The following is a 15,010-nucleotide window of genomic DNA, read 5'->3' as shown; positions in this document are numbered from 1 at the left end:
CCAACTCCAATGAGAATAACTGTGTTTAAAAAACTTTGTCTATGAGGGCAAAGTTTTTTTAGTTCTTAAATTTTGAGCCCTTCTTCATCCTATGATATGGTTTAGTAAATCAGTAATTTTTTGTAAAAACTACTATTGCGGAGGTTTTATCACAAATGAATAACTCTCAAGGCAATGACAACTTAGTCCCATTTACAAAAGAATTTACCAAGAACCCATACCCTGCTTATGCAAGATTAAGAGAAGAAGATCCTGTCTACCGCATCGCTTTGCCTGATGGGCAGCACGGATGGATGATTACAACATATGAAGCAGCAGTTGAGGCTTTAAAAGATAAACGATTTATTAAGGATTTTGCAAAACTATTCGGCGGCAATATGGATCATGGCAGTGTGTTTACTGAAAATATGTTATTTTCTGATCCGCCTGACCACAAACGGTTGCGCGGTTTAGTTCAAAAAGCCTTTACGCCGAAAATGATTGCAGGCATGAGGGGACGAATTCAAGAAATTACAGATGAGCTCTTAGATCAGGTGTCCGACCAGGGAACAATGAATTTAATTGATGACTTTGCTTTTCCGCTGCCGATTATCGTTATTTGCGAAATGCTTGGCGTCCCTTCAGCAGACCGCGATAAGTTTCGTGTTTGGTCTAACTCGTTAATTGAAGGGTCAAATGGAGAACACGCAGAGAACATGTATCAGCATATGACAGAGTTTGTTACCTACCTTGGTGAGTGGTTTGCCAAGACTCGAGAGCATCCGGGCGATGATTTGATTAGCCAACTCATACACGCGGAGAATGAAGGCGATCAACTGACGGAAAAAGAGCTATATGGAGTTGTCTCGTTGCTCATTATTGCTGGCCATGAAACGACTGTCAATTTAATTGGAAATGGGGTTCTTGCCCTGTTGGAGCATCCCGACCAGCTAAAAAAGCTAAAAAACAATCCCGATTTAATTCAAACGGCGATCGAGGAATTGCTTCGCTTTAATGGACCAGTTGAATTTAGTACTTCCCGCTGGGCAGGGGAGGATTTTGAGTTCAAAGGAAAATTAATGAGAAAAGGTGAAGTGGTGATTATCGCCCTCAATTCTGCTAATCATGATCCTGCTCAATTTAAGGACCCGGAAATTCTTGATATTACAAGAGAAAAGAGTCCGCATCTGGCATTTGGAAAAGGCATTCATCTTTGCCTTGGTGCACCGCTTGCTCGTCTAGAAGGTGAGATTGCCATTAACAGCCTGCTTCAGCGCTTTCCTGAGATGAAGCTCAGCGTTCACCCAGATAAACTGGAGTGGAGGCCGGGGATGATTGTTCGGGGGGTCAAAGAAATTCCAGTTTCCTTATACTAATGTGAAGAATAAATTAAAGCCGTCATTATTTGTAGATCATGGCTGCTTTAGTTGCCATGATCAGCGGTTTTGCCATTTTGATCGCAGAAAGAAGTTTTTCTTTTTAAAAAGCACGTGCCAATTAATTAAGACTTAAAACAATGAAGTGATCAAGCACAACTGCAATGAAGAATGAAATCTCCAATAAAAAAGCGCCGCTGCTTTTTAGCAGGGACGCTTTTTAGTGTTTATTGCTGTTCTTCTAGCTGCTTGACTCTTTCTTGCCACTCTTCTTCAGAAATTCCATGTTCAGCTACATATCTGTTGCGTGGATGGACACGGCATTCATGAGAGCAGCTGCGTAAATACTTATGCTCATTTTCTTCTGAAGCTAGAATCTTTTCATTACACTCCGGATTAGCACAGTTCACATAGCGCTCGCAAGGCTCACCGGAAAAATAGTCACGGCCGACAATTACATGTTCTTTTTGGTTAACAGGAACGCTGATGCGCTCATCAAATACATAACATTGGCCGTCCCATAATTCCCCTTGCACCTCAGGATCTTTTCCGTAGGTGACAATTCCGCCGTGCAGTTGTCCGACGTCTTCGAAGCCTTCTTTTAATAGCCAGCCGGAGAACTTTTCACAGCGGACACCGCCTGTGCAATACGTTAAAATTTTCTTGCCTTCTAATTTTTCTTTATTTTGACGAACCCAGTCTGGAAGCTCACGGAAATTCCGGATGTCAGGCTTGATGGCTCCTCTAAAATGTCCAAGGTCATATTCATAATCGTTGCGGGCATCGAGAACGACGGTGTCTTCCTGCTGCATTTGTTCAAAGAATTCTTTAGGCTCCAAGTATTTACCCGTCAGCTCTAAAGGATTAATGTCTTCTTCCAGGCGCAGGGTCACAAGTTCTTTTTTCGGACGAACTTTCATCTTTTTAAATGCATGCTCGTCTGCTTCATCAATCTTATATACCATGTCAGCAAAACGAGGATCCTTCTTCATTTCGCTCATGTATGCCTCTGCTTGTTCAACGGTTCCTGATACGGTTCCATTGATCCCTTCATGAGAGACTAGGATGCGCCCTTTCAACCCAAGTTCTTTGCAAAATTCCAAGTGCTCTGCTGCATACTCTTCCGGATTATCTATAGAAACATAATGGTAATATAATAAAACTCTATATGGTTTTGTGGTAATCAATGTTCTTACCGCCTTCTATTTAAAATGATTTCGAGTCATAAAACAAAAGAAAAGAGCCTTTTGTTTTATTTTTAAACATACATTACTATTTAAACAATTTTTCAGCGAGATAGCAAATGTTAGTTTTTTCAATTGAAAAGAAGCTAGCAGTTTAAATGTGATGGAACATTCTGTACAATTTTGATAGGAATATCAATTAATAAATAAAAGTGAGAAGGAGGAATAAAATGGGTGCTATTGATCTGCAGAAAAAGAGCTTAAAAGTAGTTCTGGAGAAAAAACAATTAACAGCGGTGACAGCACGTGTCGGTTTAGTGCTGGATATTACAGGTTCGATGAGAACACTCTACAAAAAAGGTACAGTTCAAAAGGTAGTGGAACGGATTTTAGCTGTGGCTGCGGAATTTGACGATGATGGAAAGCTGGATGTTTGGGTATACGATAATGAATTCTCACGCCTTGAGCCGGTGACAGAGAAAGATTTTGAAGGGTATGTGGATAGAGAAATTTTGCAAGATGATAGCGTGCATAAATTTGGCAGGAATGAGGAATTGCCTGTTATGAAAGATGTTTTGACGAAGTATTTGCAGGAAGAGACTGCAAAAGATCCGGCCTTTATCGTTTTCATCAATGATGGCGGCTGCCGGAAAAATATTAAGTCCCTTATCGAAGGATCAGCGGACAAGCCATTGTTCTGGCAGTTTGTTGGGATTGGCAATGGCAATTTCGACTTCTTAAAAAAGCTAGACACACTAGAAGGACGAGAGACGGACAATGCTAATTTCCTTCACATCGAAGAGATTGAGAAAATTTCTGACAATGAGCTCTATGATGCTTTGTTAAATGAATTTCCAAGTTGGCTAAAGGAAGCGGCACAAAAGGGGATATTAACAAATAATATGGCACAAAAAGAAACGGCAGCAACAGCAGAGCCGGAATCAGAACCAGAATCATCCTCTAAAGAGCAAAAAGGGTTTTTTAGCAGGTTGTTCGGCAAATAAAAGGGATCAGGCGAAGGTGCACCTGATCCCACATAGTCTTATCTGCAAAGGCTAATTTTTATTGTTGTCAGCATAAATGGCCATTGCTTCACACATAAATTTCGCAAGCCCCGGCCCAAACTGATCAATGTTTTTCGTGAATCGCTCATCAGCAACATACATCTGGCCCAACCCTTTAAATGCATCAAGAGAATAGCTGCCTATCTTATTCAAAAACAAGTACCATTCCTTAATAGCTGTCTGTACTTCTTTGGACTCAGGCGGATCATTGCGGAGAGCCGCAAGCTTTATATAGATGGCATTCATCCCTTTAGATAAGTCGTCTTGTTCTTCTTTAGACATGCTGGCTAGCTTAGCGTTTGATTCGTCTACTGCTTTGTTGCCCCAACGTTCTCGGGCCTCTTGTTCGTAAGGGTTTTGACTAAAATCAAAGCCCTCAAATTTTTCTTTGTTTGACATCTGAATGTCTCCTTTCATATGTTGAATGGTTTTTTCGACAGTCGCAATCATCTGATTAAGCCGGCGGCGTTTTTCAATTAGCATTTTCTGATGCAGCTCCAACGCTTCCCTGCGGTCAAATGAAGGACTGTCAATGATTTCTTTTATCTTTTTTAAAGGGAAGCCGAGTTCTTTGAAAAATAAGATTTGCTGGAGCATCTCAAGGTCTTCATTTGTATACAAGCGATAGCCCGCTTTTGTTGTATGGGTTGGACGCAACAGTCCAATTTGATCATAATGATGCAGTGTGCGCACACTAATTCCTGCCATATCAGCGACTTCTTTAATTTTCATTACCATGATTGTTGCCTCCCTTATATTTGTAATATAAAGTATGACGTAACGAGAGAGTCAACAGCAATTTACATATTATTTTAGCGCTACGAAAATGATAGACTAAATAAAATTTTATAGGAAGTGATTACGTTGATCTCAGTTGATCCAGCAGCTAACAGCATAAAGGATAATTATAAGCTTTTGATTGGTAGCATTGTCCCAAGGCCCATTGCTTTTGTGACGACAATAGCAGAGGATGGAACATTAAACGGTGCGCCCTTCAGTTATTTTAATATTGTTTCTGCCAATCCGCCGTTGATATCTCTGGCGATCCAGAGAGCCGGAGAGAAGCAAAAAGACACAGCCCGCAATGCGATACAGTTAAAGGAGTTTGTTGTCCATATCGTGGATGAAAGGAATGTAGGAAAAATTAATGAGACGGCAGCTATGCTTCCGGCTGATGAAAGTGAAATTGATTTGGCCGGCTTAATACCAATCGAGAGCACGAAAGTTTCTGTACAGGGTGTGAAAGAAGCGGGTGTTCGAATGGAATGTGTGCTGGAACAGGCCTTTGAATTGGGAGGGGAAGATGCTCCTTCAACTGATCTGTTAATTGGAAGGGTTGTTCTCTTTCACTTTGAGGAGCAGATTTATAACAAAGGAAAAATCAATTATAGTGAGTTAAAAGCTGTTAGCCGGCTAGCAGGGGCTGATTATGCTAAAGTAGGTGAAATTTTTTCTTTGGAACGGCCAAAATAATAAGAGCAGAAGAAGACAGATAAAACATTATTCCAAAAAGCAGGAGAATCATCCAAGCTAACACTATTTTTGCTTTATGATACAGGCGGCATTGACAGGCTTCATACATTTAAAAATAAGCGGCTTCAGAACGAGTATGTTAGGATTTGTCCGCATTTTAAAGAGAACTTTTTAAAGTTCTCTTTTTTATGTATAGAGGAACCGTTTGTATTTAACCGGCTGTTAATGCTTATCTTCAGGCTTTTACATTGACATTCATTAGTTGAGCCCCTAAACTTATATAATGTTTAGGGGGGCAACTAATGTGAAAAAACAATTAAGAGAAGCGGTGGAATTGTTCGAGGAAGTGATCATTTACGGGACAGAAAGGGTAATTAAATCAGTGGATAATCCGTTATGGCGTGAGTACTCACCGGAGCAGATGCAGTCGCTGAAAATTATCAACAAGCATGGTCTCATTGCTGTAGGACAGTTGGCAGCCATGCAGGGAGTTCACAAGAGTGCCATTTCCCACCGTCTAAAGCAACTAGATGAAAATGGATTGATTCGAACAGGGAAAGCAGAAGGGGATCAGCGAACAAAGCTTGTGGAGCTGACGGAGAAAGGAAAAGCCATTGTGCAGCAGTCGGATCAAGTGTTATATGAGTACATTGAACAGCTGCTGTCTGATGAGGTGGAAGAACAGGAGGTTGAACAGTTTGTTAAAACGTTCCGCAAGCTGAAGGAAGTGTTGAAAGTGAAGGGAGTGTAGTGAATGAGAAAAGTGATTAAATGGAAATGGCCTATTACGGTGGGGATCATTGTATTGACAGCCGTTCTCTTTGTCCTGGCACCTAACCTAACAAAACAGGCGGAGAAAGCAGGCACATTTCAGTTGCCAGATGATGCTGCTTCTCAGCGGGCGACCGAGATATTAGAGAAAGCAGGAGCGGGGGAAGAAACAATATCGCTTGTTTTCCCGTTAAAGGAAAAGCTTAATGAAGCATCTAGGAAGGAGATAGCCCAAACAGTAGATGATCTAAACAAGCTGGGTACTCCTGTAAAGGAGGTACTTAATCCTTTCGAGAATAAAGATTTGGAAGAGCAGCTAGTGTCTGAGGACAAAAAAACAGTGCTCGTTCCAATCACAGTAGATGGCACAGATGAAGAAGTGAATGACCTTGCGGAAAACATACGTTCAAAAGTGGTACCAAAAGATCGAACGGTTTATTTGACGGGAGAGGCGATCATTAATCATGATGTGAACGTGAGTGCTCAGGAAGGTTTGAAGCGAACAGAAGTCATTACAGTTGTTCTGATTTTTGGTTTGCTGCTGGCAGTATTCCGCTCATTTGTTACGCCATTTATCCCACTGCTTGCTGTCGGCATTACGTACTTGCTCAGCCAATCATTCGTCGCCTTTTTTATTGACTGGTTTGGCTTCCCGGTATCAAACTATACCCAAATTTTCTTAGTGGCTGTTCTTTTCGGTATCGGAACAGATTACTGTATTTTATTGCTGAGCCGGTATAAAGAAGAGCTATTTGCCGGACATACAGTCGAGGAAGCGATAGTAAACACATATAAAACAGCGGGAAGAACATTGTTAATCAGCGGATTAGCTGTATTTATCGGGTTTTCTGCCATCGGTTTTGCACAATTTCCTATCTTTAAATCAGCTGTTGGCGTCGCTGTTGGCATCATCGTGTTGCTGTTTGTGTTATTTACAATCATGCCGTTCTTTATGGCGGTGCTGAAGGATAAATTGTTCTGGCCTTCAAAGAAATCAGCTGCTCATCACGATAGCAAGATTTGGATCTTATTCAGTTCGTTATCTGTTAAACGGCCGCTTTTATCTATGCTTGTCGTAGCTGTGATAGCCGTTCCGCTACTGTTTACGTACGATAATGACCAGTCTTATAACACCGTGGAGGAAATTGGCAGTGACTATGAATCTGTTAAAGGGCTGAATGCGATTGAAAAAGGCTTTGGAAAAGGAGATTCCTTGCCCGTACAAGTGATTCTGAAGCACAAGAAAGATATAGTAACAGAAGAAACGGTTCCTTATGTAGAATCCATTAGCAGGGAGATAGAAAAAGTGAAGGGCGTCAAAGAAGTGCGTACCATCACTCGCCCGACCGGCAAGGTTATTGAAGATTTATACGTTGATCAGCAGCTTGGTCAGCTAGCTGAAGGTGTAACGAAAGCACAAGAGGGGCTTGGTGAAGTCCAGGGCGGATTAACAAAAGTACAAAATGGACTTAATGAAGTGACGAAGCAGCTGCCGGCTGGAGATCAAGCATCTGCGGGAGCGGGAGGTCTTGGTGAAGCCGCCAAAGGGCTTGGAAAAATTAATGAACAAATTGGCCTCGTTTCGAAAGGGCTTCAGCAATCACAAAATATTCCGCGAACCGTTCAACAGTTGGGCATGCTCCAACAGCAGCTTGGCCAAGTACAGCAGGGGATTGGGAATGCTGCCGGCCAGCTAGAAAACTCCGCAGGTCAAATCAGCCAGTTAAAAGGCGGGTTAACAAAGCTTTCGGAAGGTGTTGGATCTGCTAACAATGGTTTATCAGAAGTAAAAAAGGGCCTGAATACCGTTTCCTCAATGATGACTAATATGAGCGAATCGAAAGGGCTGCGGGATACGGGAATGTTTATCCCGGAGGGGACACTTGAAAATAAAGACTTTGAGCAAGTGCTGGACCGGTATACAATCGATCAGCAAACAGGTGTGATGCTTGAGGTAATTCTTTCCGACGATCCGTATTCAACTGAAGCGATTAAAACGGTTGAAAAAGTGAAGGCAGCCGTACAGCGCGCGGTGACAGGCACACCTTTTGAAAAGGTGGAGACTGCGTATAGCGGAGTATCAAGCATGAACAGTGATTTAAAAGAGATTGCTTCTGAAGATTTTACCCGCACCGTAACCATTATGCTTATTAGCTTATTTGTTGTTTTAACCGCCCTGTTTCGGTCTCTTATCATGCCACTGTATATGATAGGCTCACTATTGCTTACTTATTTTACGTCTGTAGCCGTATCAGAGCTAATTTTCGTTAATTGGCTTGGCTATGATGGTATTAGCTGGGCTGTGCCATTCTTCGGCTTTGTCATGCTTGTAGCACTTGGTGTTGATTATTCCATCTTCCTGCTTGACCGCTTCCGTGAAGAAGCAGCAGATGGCGTGACTATCCCGCAGGCAATGGTCAAGTCAATGGCTAAAATGGGTACAGTTATCATTACAGCGGCTGTTATTCTTGCCGGTACGTTTGGGGCAATGATGCCATCAGGAGTGCTCAGTCTTGTGCAAATTGCTACGATCGTGATCACCGGGCTGCTGCTCTATGGTTTAATTATTTTGCCACTGCTTATCCCGGCTATTACGGTTTCCTTTGATCGGGGAGTCTGGTGGCCTTTTAAAAGAAAAGAATCATAATAGAAAGAAAAGCCGTTGGCAGTCATTATATACATGACTGCCAACGGCTTTTTAGGTGGAATTGAGGTAGCGGCTCTCTCTACAAATGACGAAAAATGTAAAAAATAAAAAGTCGAAATATGAAAATAGCAAAAAAATTTTGCAGCAAATAAGAAAAGAAAGCAACGAAAACTTGCTGAGAAGTTGAAGGGAAAAAGGATTATTTCCCAGCATTTTTTAGCAAGGGAGAGAAGAAAAAACACAAAATCAAGAATAATAGACAGATTGATATGAGTGAATTTATGCATTCTGGTTGTATATAAATACATAAGAAGATGCATAAAGATTAATATGTTAATGCATGATTAATATTTTAGAATAAAAATGCCCAAAACTACCTTGTCGAATTGCGTTATATAAAAAATGGTACTCACCCACCTGGTTAAACAGCCCACCTTCATAAACAGGAAGGAAGAGAAAAGCTACAGCGATCCGTTGTTTTTAAAAGCCTTATTTTAACTGTATTTGGAACCGGTCCCCTAAAAATAGTGAAAAAATCGATTTTTGTTCCAAAAATGAGGAACCGGTTCCGAAAGAAGAGGTAAAAATAAGCCCTGGCCGGCTTTAAAAAGGTATCTATTCTTTTTCAATAGAATAGTTGTTTTCTCTTTTAGCGCATGTTTATTAAACATACATGAATGCAGTGATCAGCCAGGGACAAATCGTTTGTCGACGCTTTCTCTTGGGATAATCTCAAAACCTGAATACGTGAGCTTGGGAATTTCTTCTCCGTTAGCTAATTTAATAATGTTTCGGGCCGCTGTTTCTCCGGCTTCGACAAAGTGAAGTTTAACTGTTGTTAAAGCAGGGTTCATCATCTCTGTAATGCTATACCCGCCAAACCCGGTGACAGATATGTTGGCGGGCACGTGCATGCCTTTCTTATAGGCCGCTTTCACTGCACCGATAGCAATATCGTCCGTCGCACAAATCAGAGCGGAAGGGAAGTAGCTTTCAAAAACTGCCAGCGCTCCTTTTGCTGCTTCTTCCATAGTAAAGCCGGTTTCAAAAAAGTGGACCTCGCACCCGTTCGCTTCTCTAACTGCCCGCTTAAAGCCTTCTTTTCTATTCACGCCGATGGCTGTGTTATCCTCGCTGACGCCTAAAAAGGCGAGACGCCGATGCCCTTGTTCAATAATATATTTTCCAATAGCATAACCAGCTTCTTCATCGTTGTGGATAAGGCTGTATACTTCCTCATGCTGCTGGCCAACTAATAGTATGGGAACATTAATTTCACTAAATGCCTGTAAGTGCGCATCGGTGATTTGTGTTGCCAATAAAATAATACCAGCGACTTTTTGTTTTGCCAGCATATAGATGCTTTCAATTTCACGCTCTATGTTTTGGTTGGTATTAGAAACGAGCATGTGGCAATTCCATTTTCGTAATTCATTATCGATGCCAGTCAGGATTTGGGATGTTTCATACGAATCGAGATGGGGGACGATTGTACCGATCATGTTTGTTTTCTTTGCTTTCAAGCTTTGCGCAAAGGTATTTGGTGTGTATCCGGTTTCTTTGATGATTGTTTCGATTCTTTGTTTTGTTTTCTCGCTCACTGACCCGCCGTTTAAATATCTGGATACGGTGCTTTTTGCTACGCCAGCAAGTTTGGCAATATCTGCAATCGTCTTCATTTTGCCACTCCTGTTTCCCGGTATATTCGCTCTCATTATACACTATTCCGAAATTAGGCAGAAAGAATGAATCATAGCTAGGTAGAGACGTTGTCTATACTAGCCTATCAGTTATATTGTATGATAAGCGAAAAGAAACCATTTTGAATACAGAACGGTTTCTTTTCGTGCCATCTGAGTAGCAGCAGGCGTGATAAAAAGTTGGCAAACATTTCAGCTAATAGTCATTTCGTTAATAACCCATTAATTCTTTAACTTTCTCAGCATTGGCTTTAGAAGTCAGCATTTCTAGAAGTATAAAGGCAACTTCCATGGCTGTACCGGGATTTGATGAAGTAATCACATTTTCATCTACCACAATGCGATTAGTTGAGATTTGCACTTCATACGTGGCTAATTGTGCTAAACGTTTACTGGAGGGATGATTATAGGTCGTAGCTTTGCGATGTCGTAGTATGCCGCTATGCGCAAGCGCTAAAGAAGCTACACAAATAGAAGCAATCGGCTTTTTATGTGTATTAAAATGTTGAATGACCTCTTGAAACGTTTCGCTAAATGCATCCTCGTAAAAATTCGCCTCTTCAAACCCGCCAGGAATCGCTAATGCATCAAATTCATGTAAATCAATGTCTGCTAATCGTTTTTCTGGGGTGACTCTAAAGTTCCATGTCGCCTGTAGCTCTGGGTGAAGTCCTGCTGAAATAACCATTGTAGAGCCGTCACCTTCTAATTGATTCCATCCAAGTACGTCTGTAAACACACTGGCCTCGTATGCTTCAAAGCCATTTGCTAATAACAATAATACTTTCTTCATTGACTATCGCCTCACTTTCTCACTTCAGTTTAATGGATTTTGATCGCCTGCTGAATATTATGACAAATGTATTTCTTTGAAATTGCTTTTGTTTTTATGGATAATTCATACAAATACTTCATTTAATAAGGAGAGACTATGGATCATATTGATTATGAAATTTTAAAACAGCTAGAACAAAATGCCAAAGTGACGACAAAAGAAATCGCTGCACATGTACACTTATCGGCACCCGCAGTAGCTGAGCGAATTAAAAAGCTCGAGGAGCAGCAAGTTATCACAGGTTATCAAGCCTTGTTTGATTTAAAAACACTCGATCGTTCAATTGTGGCGCTCGTGTTATTTAAATCAAATGACTGCAAAAAATTAGCGGAATTTTGTTACAGCCATCCGGATGTGCTTGAATGCTACCGAGTGGCAGGTGAAATCAGCTATATCGCAAAAGTTGCGACACAATCGGTAGAAACCCTCGAAAGATTTATTGATCAATCGATGCCGTACGGGACACCATCCACAAATATTGTGCTATCCGAGCATAAGAACGCGACATTGTAAAAGAGGCTTTCTGGTTGTGGGTCAGATCGGCCCATTTATTTTAAAACTATGGAAGAACGCTAGAGTATAAAAATGAGATGGTGTATGATGGAAAAAAATAAGTGGCACATTTGCTGTCATAGAAATAAGGAGGAGAAAGGGTGAAACAATCTGCGCTACAACAATTGCCAGATCAGGAAGCGATAAGGCAGCCTAATCGATTATGGATGGTTCTTTTGCTTGGTTTGCTGTCTGCATTCGGGCCTTTATCGGTAGATATGTATTTGCCAGCCTTGCCAACTCTAGCGAAGGACTTACATGCATCGGCGTCTGTTGCCCAGCTTAGCTTAACTGCTTTTTTAATTGGTCTAGCTTTTGGTCAAGTAATTGCTGGTCCTTTGAGTGATACAAATGGAAGACGAAAACCCTTGATGGCCGGCCTTATTATCTTTACTGCTGCTTCTATTCTATGTATAATCATGCCCTCTATTTGGGGCCTTATCGTAATGAGGTTTATTCAAGGAGCTGCCGCAGCAGCAGGAATTGTTATTTCGCGCGCGGTGATTCGGGATCTTTATTCAGGTTCGGAACTAACGAAGTTTTTTGCCTTAACTATGCTTGTTAACGGTGTAGCCCCGATTGCTGCTCCAGTTATCGGAGGACAGCTCCTTTCTTTTGTATCCTGGCCGGGTGTGTTTGGAGTGCTTGCTATAGTGGGAGCAGTGACTTTTTTTGCTGTTTTTAGCGGCATGCCTGAAACGCTCTCCGTTGAGCGCAAATCCGCAGGAGGGTTAAAACAGACACTTCTTACGTTTAAAGTATTAATGATTGATAAAGTGTTTATGGGCTATTGCCTCGTACAAGGGTTTGTGATGGCAGCCATGTTTGCTTACATAGCGGGGTCACCATTTGTGTTGCAGGATTTTTTTGGATTATCACCGCAAGCCTTTAGTCTATGCTTCGCCATTAATGGCCTGGGAATCGTCATCGCTACTCAGGTTACCGGCCGGCTTGCCGGGAGGGTCAGCGAATCGGCTTTATTGAAGGCAGGGCTTTTGATGGCGTTATCGGGAAGCGTTTTGATGCTTGCTATGCTTGCGATAGAAGCTCATCTCATCGCTGTTCTTATTCCGTTGATCTTTGCGGTATCAAGTGTAGGGGTAGTATCGACCACATGTTTCTCGTTGGCCATGAATAATAAGGAGAAAACAGCAGGAAGTGCATCAGCGTTTCTCGGACTGATGCCTTATATTTTTGGTGCTGTCGCTGCTCCGCTTGCCGGCATTGGCGCTGGTCACACTACGCTGCCGATGGGGATCATTATGGTTGGCTGTCATTTAGCAGCAGTGTTTTCTTATTTTTTCCTATGCCGAAAATAAGGCTGCTGGCAAACAGACTTTGCTTACAAAAAAAGAGATCCAAAAGCAGCTGCTTTTGGATCTCTTTTTTTGTTCAGTCCGCTCCGCCACCACCGCCGCTGTCTCCACCGCCCCCTCCATCACTGCTGAAAAATCCGCCTCCATCAAAAGAGCTGTTTCCGGATGAACTATCTGAACTTGCTATTTTGCTCCATTTCCATGTGTCTTCTAAGTAAGAAACAGGGTTGTGATCTGCTGACAAAAGAAAAGTGAGTGGTGCAGCTGAGAATAACGCTGTTTTGACTTCTGCTGCTTCTTTAAGCAAAGGATGATGTCGTCTGGCCTTCAGGATTAATGATCGGATAACCCATTTATCAAGCTCAGTTTCTGGCAGGGAAACGGGGATTCCATGTTTCCTAATTTGCTTGCGGAATATCCGGATATCCGCATAGAGAGCCGCTGCTTCACTTGATAATGTCATGCGCGGCGTAAAGAGATAGAGTAAAGTACTTGCGGCGATGAAAAGAGCTATTTGTTTCACCAAGGCTGGATCGTATAGCATGAGAGCTGCAAGAAACGATACAAGCAAAGAAAGCAGAGAACGCCACCTTTGCGCAGGATTCCGGCAAGCCAGCAAAAATAATCCAAGGCTAATGATGGAATAAATAAGCATCGCTGCCGTGGAGAGCGAATCCAGCATGTAACTATAAAGAACGATTAAGTAGATAACTGCAAGCAGTATAGGGACAAGAAGGCGGATCACTTTGTCTCCCATCAATCGTTCTTCTTTCATGTATTGAAGGGCGGCATGAAACCATTCCTTTTCTCCTTCTTTGAACAAAGAGTGTTTCGTTCGGTAACTGAGCAGTTGGCGATGGTTGTCTTTTTCTTTTTTCGTTGCTCCGGCTATATTCATCATGGCAAAGGAGGTCCTGCTTTTCTTTCCTAGCTTTTTAAAAAGCCATAAAATGAGTTGATTTTCATGCGGCGCGAGCAGGTCAGGCGTACGTTTTAGTGTGAACAAAAGCTGATGATCGGGAGCGTCGGGATCATTTTGAAACCGCTTGGCCGCTTGATCCAGTTTTACTTTGGCAGCCCCTTTCTCAACAAGTGAATATAAAGCGGCAAAATAACCATACCGGTCTTTTTTTCCAAGGCGATGGATGAAATACAAAACGAGTGGATCTGTGTGGATAAGCTTATTTACATTCCCGCTTCCTCTCAGGTGACGCATGCGCAAGATAGCCATCGCAAGGCAACTAGACCCGGCTAGTGCTGTTAAATAAGGTAGAAGTTGTTGTAGTTGTTCCCGTTTCTGTTCGTTCTCAGCTATTCGCTTTGCCTGTCTTTCTTCTTGTTCGAGTACTTTTTCCAAGGTGGCTGGGGCAGCTGCTTTTCTCTGTTCAGACATGACTGCAGAAGGAAACAGCAGCCTTGTTTCTGTAAGAGAATACATGGCGGAAGTCGGTGTAGTAAAGCGCACAACGAGTGGTTCCTTATGAATATCCCCTTCTTCGCGATCATGCAAAAAAGCATAGTAGCGGCTTGGTTCTATTTCTTGTGGGAACACAAAATCAATCGTTATATGATGAAGGTCTTGATCATGATTGCTGCCAGTCCCGAAAAAAGGAACAACGAGATCGCTATACGTTTCATACGATTTTACTGCTCCTTTCAAGCGATAAACGTAAAAGATGGTCTTTTTTTCGTTTTTAGCAGAAAGGGAAGCGTAGTAACTATTATCTTCCTGTGATACGTTAAGCGTCCGCAAGTCTTGTTCGTTTACAAACCCTGGTTTAGCATTTGGATCTACCAGTTCGTATGCATGAAAATTGGTGACTCCTTGGTGATGATTTGTCTGTATTGAACGTCTTACTCGGCTATATTCCCCCTTGAACGTATACTTAAATACCTCGTTGAGAAGCAAATCGCCATTTGGTTGAATCCATGCGCGAATGTCGACTTTATCAATGGTATAGGATTTAGCAAAAGCCGAGGGACTGCAGGCTAGAAAAATCAAAATGGTCAGCACGGGAAGTCGAAGTGTTTTCAAGTTTTCACCTCTCTTTCTATAGGAATCTATGTTTCTAATTCCAAATAATAGCATAACTGACAAAATAGAAAATGCAAC

12 protein-coding genes are annotated in these 15,010 nt (G+C 42.0%); 7 read left to right on the top strand and 5 right to left on the bottom strand.

Annotated elements, in window-relative coordinates; all coding sequences use genetic code 11:
- Positions 1-155 precede the first annotated feature (155 nt).
- Positions 156-1,355 carry a cytochrome P450 family protein gene (locus ACH0BF_RS07235; RefSeq protein ID WP_340851460.1) on the top strand — a complete coding sequence of 400 codons (1,200 nt, stop codon included), beginning with the start codon at positions 156-158 and terminating at the stop codon, positions 1,353-1,355.
- A 227-nt stretch (positions 1,356-1,582) separates the two neighbouring features.
- On the opposite strand, the gene trhO is transcribed toward ACH0BF_RS07235, so the two are convergent.
- Entirely contained in the window at positions 1,583-2,542 is a 960-nt protein-coding gene (gene trhO, locus ACH0BF_RS07230) for an oxygen-dependent tRNA uridine(34) hydroxylase TrhO (protein ID WP_340851459.1), read from the bottom strand.
- Positions 2,543-2,769: 227 nt separating this feature from the next.
- Between trhO and ACH0BF_RS07225 the strand changes: the two genes are divergently transcribed.
- Positions 2,770-3,543: a vWA domain-containing protein gene (locus ACH0BF_RS07225; protein ID WP_340851457.1), complete on the top strand. Its 774-nt coding sequence runs from the start codon at positions 2,770-2,772 to the stop codon at positions 3,541-3,543.
- A 51-nt stretch (positions 3,544-3,594) separates the two neighbouring features.
- On the opposite strand, the gene ACH0BF_RS07220 is transcribed toward ACH0BF_RS07225, so the two are convergent.
- The gene (locus tag ACH0BF_RS07220; RefSeq protein ID WP_340851456.1) at positions 3,595-4,341 is read right to left on the bottom strand and encodes a MerR family transcriptional regulator; all 747 of its coding nucleotides are present in this window, start codon (positions 4,339-4,341) and stop codon (positions 3,595-3,597) included.
- Between the two features lie 126 nt (positions 4,342-4,467).
- Here ACH0BF_RS07220 and ACH0BF_RS07215 point away from each other — a divergent pair, with 126 nt between their 5' ends.
- The 3 genes from ACH0BF_RS07215 to ACH0BF_RS07205 all read left to right on the top strand — a co-directional run bounded on the left by ACH0BF_RS07215 (position 4,468) and on the right by ACH0BF_RS07205 (position 8,494).
- Entirely contained in the window at positions 4,468-5,076 is a 609-nt protein-coding gene (locus ACH0BF_RS07215) for a flavin reductase family protein (RefSeq protein WP_120035967.1), read from the top strand.
- Between the two features lie 304 nt (positions 5,077-5,380).
- Complete coding sequence (locus ACH0BF_RS07210) at positions 5,381-5,827, top strand: MarR family transcriptional regulator (protein WP_120035969.1); 447 nt, start codon at positions 5,381-5,383, stop codon at positions 5,825-5,827.
- A gap of 3 nt (positions 5,828-5,830) precedes the next feature.
- Complete coding sequence (locus tag ACH0BF_RS07205) at positions 5,831-8,494, top strand: MMPL family transporter (RefSeq protein ID WP_340851453.1); 2,664 nt, start codon at positions 5,831-5,833, stop codon at positions 8,492-8,494.
- 686 nt (positions 8,495-9,180) lie between these two features.
- On the opposite strand, the gene ACH0BF_RS07200 is transcribed toward ACH0BF_RS07205, so the two are convergent.
- Positions 9,181-10,173 carry a LacI family DNA-binding transcriptional regulator gene (locus ACH0BF_RS07200; protein ID WP_120035971.1) on the bottom strand — a complete coding sequence of 331 codons (993 nt, stop codon included), beginning with the start codon at positions 10,171-10,173 and terminating at the stop codon, positions 9,181-9,183.
- Between the two features lie 232 nt (positions 10,174-10,405).
- On the bottom strand, positions 10,406-10,987 hold the full coding sequence (locus ACH0BF_RS07195) for a DJ-1/PfpI family protein (RefSeq protein ID WP_120035972.1): 582 nt from the start codon (positions 10,985-10,987) through the stop codon (positions 10,406-10,408).
- A 138-nt stretch (positions 10,988-11,125) separates the two neighbouring features.
- Between ACH0BF_RS07195 and ACH0BF_RS07190 the strand changes: the two genes are divergently transcribed.
- Together ACH0BF_RS07190 and ACH0BF_RS07185 are read left to right on the top strand one after the other, a co-directional pair.
- Positions 11,126-11,542, top strand: coding sequence for an Lrp/AsnC family transcriptional regulator (locus ACH0BF_RS07190; RefSeq protein ID WP_120035973.1), 417 nt, complete (start codon positions 11,126-11,128; stop codon positions 11,540-11,542).
- Between the two features lie 206 nt (positions 11,543-11,748).
- A complete protein-coding gene (locus tag ACH0BF_RS07185; RefSeq protein ID WP_120038066.1) occupies positions 11,749-12,900 on the top strand; it encodes a multidrug effflux MFS transporter in 1,152 nt (383 codons plus the stop codon).
- Positions 12,901-12,973: 73 nt separating this feature from the next.
- Here ACH0BF_RS07185 and ACH0BF_RS07180 read toward each other — a convergent pair whose 3' ends face one another.
- On the bottom strand, positions 12,974-14,932 hold the full coding sequence (locus ACH0BF_RS07180) for a DUF2207 domain-containing protein (protein ID WP_406909168.1): 1,959 nt from the start codon (positions 14,930-14,932) through the stop codon (positions 12,974-12,976).
- Between the last annotated feature and the right edge of the window lie 78 nt (positions 14,933-15,010).

Source organism: Pseudobacillus sp. 179-B 2D1 NHS (assembly GCF_045370945.1).
Lineage (GTDB): Bacteria > Bacillota > Bacilli > Bacillales > Domibacillaceae > Pseudobacillus.
Note: the sequence above shows the minus strand (reverse complement) of the source record. Positions and strands in the feature narration are given on the sequence as shown.

What these genes read in the sequence shown, in the direction of transcription:
- ACH0BF_RS07220 (WP_340851456.1), bottom strand. Translation starts at nt 4,341, where the DNA reads ATGGTAATGAAAATTAAAGAAGTCGCTGATATGGCAGGAATTAGTGTG.
- ACH0BF_RS07190 (WP_120035973.1), top strand. Translation starts at nt 11,126, where the DNA reads ATGGATCATATTGATTATGAAATTTTAAAACAGCTAGAACAAAATGCC.
- ACH0BF_RS07200 (WP_120035971.1), bottom strand. Translation starts at nt 10,173, where the DNA reads ATGAAGACGATTGCAGATATTGCCAAACTTGCTGGCGTAGCAAAAAGC.
- ACH0BF_RS07235 (WP_340851460.1), top strand. Translation starts at nt 156, where the DNA reads ATGAATAACTCTCAAGGCAATGACAACTTAGTCCCATTTACAAAAGAA.
- ACH0BF_RS07185 (WP_120038066.1), top strand. Translation starts at nt 11,749, where the DNA reads ATGGTTCTTTTGCTTGGTTTGCTGTCTGCATTCGGGCCTTTATCGGTA.
- ACH0BF_RS07205 (WP_340851453.1), top strand. Translation starts at nt 5,831, where the DNA reads ATGAGAAAAGTGATTAAATGGAAATGGCCTATTACGGTGGGGATCATT.
- ACH0BF_RS07195 (WP_120035972.1), bottom strand. Translation starts at nt 10,987, where the DNA reads ATGAAGAAAGTATTATTGTTATTAGCAAATGGCTTTGAAGCATACGAG.
- ACH0BF_RS07225 (WP_340851457.1), top strand. Translation starts at nt 2,770, where the DNA reads ATGGGTGCTATTGATCTGCAGAAAAAGAGCTTAAAAGTAGTTCTGGAG.